Source organism: Myxococcus sp. AM009 (genome assembly GCF_013372605.1).
GTDB lineage: Bacteria > Myxococcota > Myxococcia > Myxococcales > Myxococcaceae > Myxococcus > Myxococcus vastator.
Genome location: NZ_JABXEP010000107.1, coordinates 22122 through 29485, shown reverse-complemented (window position 1 = coordinate 29485; position 7364 = coordinate 22122). Strand labels below are relative to the sequence as shown.

General features: G+C 66.7%; 2 protein-coding genes and 1 CRISPR repeat array (1 of these 3 only partly in view). Both genes read right to left on the bottom strand.

The genetic code is table 11. The features are described from left to right. Positions 1–42 precede the first annotated feature (42 nt). Positions 43–570 (bottom strand): helix-turn-helix domain-containing protein, encoded by a 528-nt coding sequence (locus HV824_RS24070; protein WP_176424326.1) that lies wholly within the window; start codon positions 568–570, stop codon positions 43–45. After that, entirely contained in the window at positions 567–1127 is a 561-nt protein-coding gene (locus HV824_RS24065) for a transposase (RefSeq protein ID WP_176424325.1), read from the bottom strand. The genes HV824_RS24070 and HV824_RS24065 overlap by 4 nt, the downstream gene beginning before the upstream one ends. Positions 1128–1245: 118 nt before the next feature. Beyond that, positions 1246–7364: a CRISPR direct-repeat array (repeat unit 36 nt; unit sequence GTGCTCAACGCCTTCCGGCATCACGGCGAGCGGGAC); it runs 2232 nt beyond the window's last position.

The following is a 7364-nucleotide window of genomic DNA, read 5'->3' as shown; positions in this document are numbered from 1 at the left end:
CCGGGCCGTCCATGCCCAGAATTCCGCGCGTCCGGGTGACCCTCAACGCAGGCACCAGCGCTCCACGCCTGCCCCCAGTCTACTGGCCCCCTGCGGCACGCTCACGCACGCTCGCCGAAGGGACACGAGGAAGCTGCCCTTCACCGGGCCCTTCAGGTAGGTGATGTCCCAGCTCCAGACTTGGCGGGGCCCGGTGGCGAGGTGCTCGGCCCGAGGCCTGGGCACAGGGGCCTTGGCGCGGCCGCGGTGGGCCAACTGGCCCGCTTCACGCAGCACCCGGTAGAAGCTCGCCTCGCTGGCCACGTACTCGCCCCTGTCCGCCAGCCTGGGGACAATCTGCTTGGGCGAGGCGTCCCGGAACTCCTCGCTGTTGGCCACCGCCAGGATGCGGCGTCGCTCCACCTCGGACAGCCGGTTGGCCGGCCGGGTATGCGGACCGCACCGCCTGTCCTCCGCCGTGGCTGGCTTCCTCCAGCGCTGAATGGTGCGCGGGGCGACTCCGAGCCGAGCGCAGATGGCCTCCAGACGCACGCCCTTCTCCAGCGCCTCGTCGACGAGCGCGAGCGTCATTTCTCGCACGTCTCGTCCGCTGCGTCGTCCTCGTCGCCCGAGTCCTTCTCGTCCCAACCCATCGCCTGAAGTTTTTTTTCGAGCACCAGCAGAGCGGCCGCCTCAGCCAGCGCCTTCTCCTTGCGGCGCAGCTCGCGCTCGAGCTCCTTCACTCGCTTCTCCGAGACGGCCATCCGTCGGCGCTGGCCGGCAGTCAGGGCCCCGGACGCGGCCTCCTTCGTCCCCTGGGCGAGGGCGCCAGCGGCAGCCGCGCGCCACTCCACCAGTTGCCCCTCGTGCAGCCCCTCCCGGCGCAGCAGCGCTCCCAATGTCTCGCCCGCCAGTCCATGCGCCTCCGCCAGCACGCGCAGCTTCTCCTCGGGCGTCCACTTCTTGGGGCCGACGGGCTTCTCCTCGGACGGGGGCGTCATGGCCGCTAACTTATTCGCCTCCCGCAACCACTGCGACAGCGTCGGCTGGGAGACTCCCACCTGGCGGGCCAACGCCGCAGCACTCACTGCGCCGGGTCCCACCATCCGCTTCACCATCTGCGACTTGAATGCATCCGTGTACGACACTGCGTCCTGCCTGCTCTCGCCCCCATGGCGTGGTCATCCCGGCCGGTCAGCCGAGGCGACAACTTCCCTGACACAGGGGGCGACCGCCCAGCGGTGTACAGCGCCCGCTGAGCGGCTTGTGCTCAACGCCTTCCGGCATCACGGCGAGCGGGACCATGGTCTGGCGTGGTATGCCATCTGGGGGCAGAAGTGCTCAACGCCTTCCGGCATCACGGCGAGCGGGACTTCCAACACGCGGTACGTCCGAATCAAGCCCTACAAGTGCTCAACGCCTGCCGGCATCACGGCGAGCGGGACCACCCGCGCTTCGAGGCATCCGCGAGTTCCGCCGGAAGTGCTCAACGCCTTCCGGCATCACGGCGAGCGGGACGATTTGCGCCTGCGAAATGGCCATGAGGAGAGGCGTGCTCAACGCCTTCCGGCATCACGGCGAGCGGGACTTCTCCCTCCCCATCGGTAAGTACCAGATTGACGGGTGCTCAACGCCTTCCGGCATCACGGCGAGCGGGACATGGACAGCTCGTCCCTCCCGACGGGCCTCGCGTCCCCCTCGTGCTCAACGCCTTCCGGCATCACGGCGAGCGGGACCCCAAGCGCCGAAGAGCAAGTTCTCCGGCATGCCGTGCTCAACGCCTTCCGGCATCACGGCGAGCGGGACGCTACGTAGTAGTAAAATAACATACATGCCAGATAAGTGCTCAACGCCTTCCGGCATCACGGCGAGCGGGACCCGAAGCCGCCGCCACCACCGAAGTTCACGAAGAGGTGCTCAACGCCTTCCGGCATCACGGCGAGCGGGACACAACGCCACGCCGAACAGCGGCGCCCTGTCCTCCAGGTGCTCAACGCCTTCCGGCATCACGGCGAGCGGGACCATGGTCGGCACCCTTACCGGGTTGGCCTTGATTATGTGCTCAACGCCTTCCGGCATCACGGCGAGCGGGACGGTTGGGTGGCTGACGAAGAAGCTGTTCGAGGTGTGCTCAACGCCTTCCGGCATCACGGCGAGCGGGACCGTGCGCCTTCCGCATGCGCGGCGGCACAGCAGTGTGCTCAACGCCTTCCGGCATCACGGCGAGCGGGACGGAAGAATCCGCACGACGAGAACATCGACGGGAACAAGGTGCTCAACGCCTTCCGGCATCACGGCGAGCGGGACCGGGATGGCGAAGTAGGCGCGGCGCGCAGCGTCGTGTGCTCAACGCCTTCCGGCATCACGGCGAGCGGGACCGGGATGGCGAAGTAGGCGCGGCGCGCAGCGTCGTGTGCTCAACGCCTTCCGGCATCACGGCGAGCGGGACTGGGACCTCGTTGTGGTGGACGAGTGCCAGGACATGAAATGCTCAACGCCTTCCGGCATCACGGCGAGCGGGACCGTGCCCGCGCCGGGACGGGCAAGACGACCACCATGTGCTCAACGCCTTCCGGCATCACGGCGAGCGGGACGGCGCTGAAGCCGAGCCCTCTTCACATCCTTCTCAATGTGCTCAACGCCTTCCGGCATCACGGCGAGCGGGACCGAGGGCAACAGCGCCCTCCTCTCGGCAATCATCGCGTGCTCAACGCCTTCCGGCATCACGGCGAGCGGGACCCTTTTCGGTCATGATGATGTTCCCAGCGCTCCACGTGCTCAACGCCTTCCGGCATCACGGCGAGCGGGACGGGGCGGCGCCGCTCCTCGCGTAGGCACGCGCGAGTGCTCAACGCCTTCCGGCATCACGGCGAGCGGGACCGCTTGTGCAGCGATGGCACGACACTGGCGCCTTCGGGTGCTCAACGCCTTCCGGCATCACGGCGAGCGGGACCTGGAGCCTGGAGTACGAGCCCCCGAACCAGCGCTCGTGCTCAACGCCTTCCGGCATCACGGCGAGCGGGACTGAACGGCATCACGAAGACGAAGTTCGCACCGAGGTGCTCAACGCCTTCCGGCATCACGGCGAGCGGGACTGAACGGCATCACGAAGACGAAGTTCGCACCGAGGTGCTCAACGCCTTCCGGCATCACGGCGAGCGGGACGTCGCTCTGACGGCTGTGTGGGCCCCCCTGGCAGACGTGCTCAACGCCTTCCGGCATCACGGCGAGCGGGACCACGATGAGCGCGCTCAGGTTCAAGGCACTCCCGGGTGAGTGCTCAACGCCTTCCGGCATCACGGCGAGCGGGACCCTGTCTGGGGACGAGTTCTCCTGGCTGGTGGGGTTCGTGTGCTCAACGCCTTCCGGCATCACGGCGAGCGGGACCCGCTATCAGGTGTGCGCCGGGATGACGCTGCGTGACGTGCTCAACGCCTTCCGGCATCACGGCGAGCGGGACGCGCGGCGAATCTCTACTCTGGGCACCCACCCACCAGGAGGTGCTCAACGCCTTCCGGCATCACGGCGAGCGGGACCTGCGTTGCTCACTTGGCCTCCTTGGCCTGTCCGTGTGCTCAACGCCTTCCGGCATCACGGCGAGCGGGACCACTACGACGCTCGCGTTTACGTGTCCGCGTTCACCTCGTGCTCAACGCCTTCCGGCATCACGGCGAGCGGGACTGGTTGCTGTGGCTGGCAGGGCGGGCGGGGGTAGACCGGTGCTCAACGCCTTCCGGCATCACGGCGAGCGGGACACAACTCCGTCAGTGGTTGCTGCGTGGGGTGCTGGTGCTCAACGCCTTCCGGCATCACGGCGAGCGGGACCCCACCACTCGCGGCGGGACGCGCTCTCGGGGTTTCCGGTGCTCAACGCCTTCCGGCATCACGGCGAGCGGGACTGCATGGTCAATGAGGGGATGCGCCTGGAGAACCCGGTGCTCAACGCCTTCCGGCATCACGGCGAGCGGGACCGACGCGATTTGCAACGACTTTGACCTTCTTGCGGCGGGGTGCTCAACGCCTTCCGGCATCACGGCGAGCGGGACTGCTCCTCTTCGAAATTCTGGACGTGCGACATGGCGAGTGCTCAACGCCTTCCGGCATCACGGCGAGCGGGACTGTGCAGTACCTGCTTCAGCATGGGGCTGGATCTGTGCTCAACGCCTTCCGGCATCACGGCGAGCGGGACGTCCGGGAGGCCATCGACCAGCTTACCCAGGGCGTGTGCTCAACGCCTTCCGGCATCACGGCGAGCGGGACTCAGTGACGGGCCCCTGCCGCACCAGCGCCCGGAAGTGCTCAACGCCTTCCGGCATCACGGCGAGCGGGACCATTCCGGAGATTGTCCGCAAGCAGGTGTCCACCTGGTGCTCAACGCCTTCCGGCATCACGGCGAGCGGGACTAACAATTTCACCCACGCAGCACATCCGAGGAAGCGTGCTCAACGCCTTCCGGCATCACGGCGAGCGGGACCCCGGATGTTTTGGAATTCCCTAGCTTCCAGCGGTGCTCAACGCCTTCCGGCATCACGGCGAGCGGGACCGGACACCTACGTGCCCTGAGGTGGACCTTGCCTACTTGGTGCTCAACGCCTTCCGGCATCACGGCGAGCGGGACGCCCTAGGCACGATTGGAGTTGGTAGCTCCAACGGGTGCTCAACGCCTTCCGGCATCACGGCGAGCGGGACCTACCTCGACGCAGCGACGCTCTCCGCGTGGGAGGTGCTCAACGCCTTCCGGCATCACGGCGAGCGGGACCGGCGGCGGCTGGAAGACGTGGCCCAAGAGCTGCCCGTGCTCAACGCCTTCCGGCATCACGGCGAGCGGGACGTCCGGGAGGCCATCGACCAGCTTACCCAGGGCGTGTGCTCAACGCCTTCCGGCATCACGGCGAGCGGGACTGTTCCTCAACATCATCCCCCTGGGCATCTTCACGTGCTCAACGCCTTCCGGCATCACGGCGAGCGGGACCCTCGGCAGCTTCCCCCCGTGAGGCAACAGTGTCTCTGTGCTCAACGCCTTCCGGCATCACGGCGAGCGGGACTGCTTCTGTGCCCCCAAGGCCTGTCACGGGGACGTGTGCTCAACGCCTTCCGGCATCACGGCGAGCGGGACTTGGATGGATTTTGACTATCAAGGAATCGTTGGTGCAAGGAATCGTTGGTGTTGTGCTCAACGCCTTCCGGCATCACGGCGAGCGGGACGAAGGTCAAGGCCCTGCGCAAGATTGTTCGTGACGCGTGCTCAACGCCTTCCGGCATCACGGCGAGCGGGACTTGAATTCCGGTGGAACGATCGGGCCGAGTCGTGGTTGTGCTCAACGCCTTCCGGCATCACGGCGAGCGGGACCGAGGACGTCGTCCGCGACGGCCACGGCCTCCGTGTGCTCAACGCCTTCCGGCATCACGGCGAGCGGGACGCACCACGGCGACGATCTCGTCATGCGTCGTCGTCCGTGCTCAACGCCTTCCGGCATCACGGCGAGCGGGACTTCGCCGGGCTGCCCTGGGACGGCTTCGTCGACGGTGCTCAACGCCTTCCGGCATCACGGCGAGCGGGACGGGGGAGTCCACCTTCGGGAAAGCGATGACGCGCGCGCTGGTGCTCAACGCCTTCCGGCATCACGGCGAGCGGGACGCGGCCCTGCCCGCGTGGCGTGCAGCCCTGGCCGAGGGTGCTCAACGCCTTCCGGCATCACGGCGAGCGGGACCCCACCTGCTATCTCGATCTTGAGACTCTGTGCGTGCTCAACGCCTTCCGGCATCACGGCGAGCGGGACTCAGACAACCTATCTCCTGCATGAGAAGACGGGAATGTGCTCAACGCCTTCCGGCATCACGGCGAGCGGGACTGGCCAGCCGTACCTGACGCAAAAGCACCTTGAGTGCTCAACGCCTTCCGGCATCACGGCGAGCGGGACGTCGTCGGGCTCAAATCGCGGAGATGATGAACGAGACGGTGCTCAACGCCTTCCGGCATCACGGCGAGCGGGACGGCGCGTCGGAGGCAACAAGCACCGCGCGCTGGTGCGGGTGCTCAACGCCTTCCGGCATCACGGCGAGCGGGACCACGCCAACCCATCAGCCCCCTCTCAACCAAACTCCGTGCTCAACGCCTTCCGGCATCACGGCGAGCGGGACCTAATCACGCTGGAATCTATCTCGGGGGGGGACGTGTGCTCAACGCCTTCCGGCATCACGGCGAGCGGGACTCACTCGCAACACCAACCCAAGAAGGAAGCTATTCGTGCTCAACGCCTTCCGGCATCACGGCGAGCGGGACCGGATGAGCCAGCAGGACCTGGCGGAGAAGGCAGGGTGCTCAACGCCTTCCGGCATCACGGCGAGCGGGACATGAGCGCGAATTCATCAGCCCCGTGGGTGATGGGTGCTCAACGCCTTCCGGCATCACGGCGAGCGGGACTCGCGGGATCGAATGACTCGATCGCCCCTGGCAACGAGTGCTCAACGCCTTCCGGCATCACGGCGAGCGGGACTTTGAGCGCCCAGGGACACTGTGCCGTGGTCGAGATGTGCTCAACGCCTTCCGGCATCACGGCGAGCGGGACCGCCCTTCGCGGCGTCGTAGGCGGCGAGCAGCTCGGTGCTCAACGCCTTCCGGCATCACGGCGAGCGGGACGTGTCTCGCTGCTGCCTTCGCCACTGAGAAGGCCAAGTGCTCAACGCCTTCCGGCATCACGGCGAGCGGGACACGTGGGGGAGAGCAGAGGTAGCGGCCGGGCCCTAAAACGGTGCTCAACGCCTTCCGGCATCACGGCGAGCGGGACTGCTCAGTGAGACAGTGTTTCAATCAATGGAAGAGTGCTCAACGCCTTCCGGCATCACGGCGAGCGGGACATATTGGAATTAGATCCAAGTCCCTTGTACTTAAGGGCGTGTGCTCAACGCCTTCCGGCATCACGGCGAGCGGGACACTGTTGGACAGTAAAGTTCCCCCCACGGGAGCAAGGTGCTCAACGCCTTCCGGCATCACGGCGAGCGGGACGTCCTTCTGGGCGGTCTCGCTGGCCTCCCAGCCGGTGACGGGCTCCTGTGCTCAACGCCTTCCGGCATCACGGCGAGCGGGACCCGGTCGCGAAGATGAGCAGTGGGACTCACAGACGTGCTCAACGCCTTCCGGCATCACGGCGAGCGGGACTTCGTCGCGGTAGCAAGATTCAAATTGGTGGTGCGGTGCTCAACGCCTTCCGGCATCACGGCGAGCGGGACTGGCCCAGCAGGTCTTCCGAGAAGACTTCGTTAAGTGCTCAACGCCTTCCGGCATCACGGCGAGCGGGACCTTCAACGAGTACGGGGGCGGGACACGGTACGACTCGGAGTTGTGCTCAACGCCTTCCGGCATCACGGCGAGCGGGACTCGTGAC

What these genes read in the sequence shown, in the direction of transcription:
- HV824_RS24070 (WP_176424326.1), bottom strand. Translation starts at nt 570, where the DNA reads ATGACGCTCGCGCTCGTCGACGAGGCGCTGGAGAAGGGCGTGCGTCTG.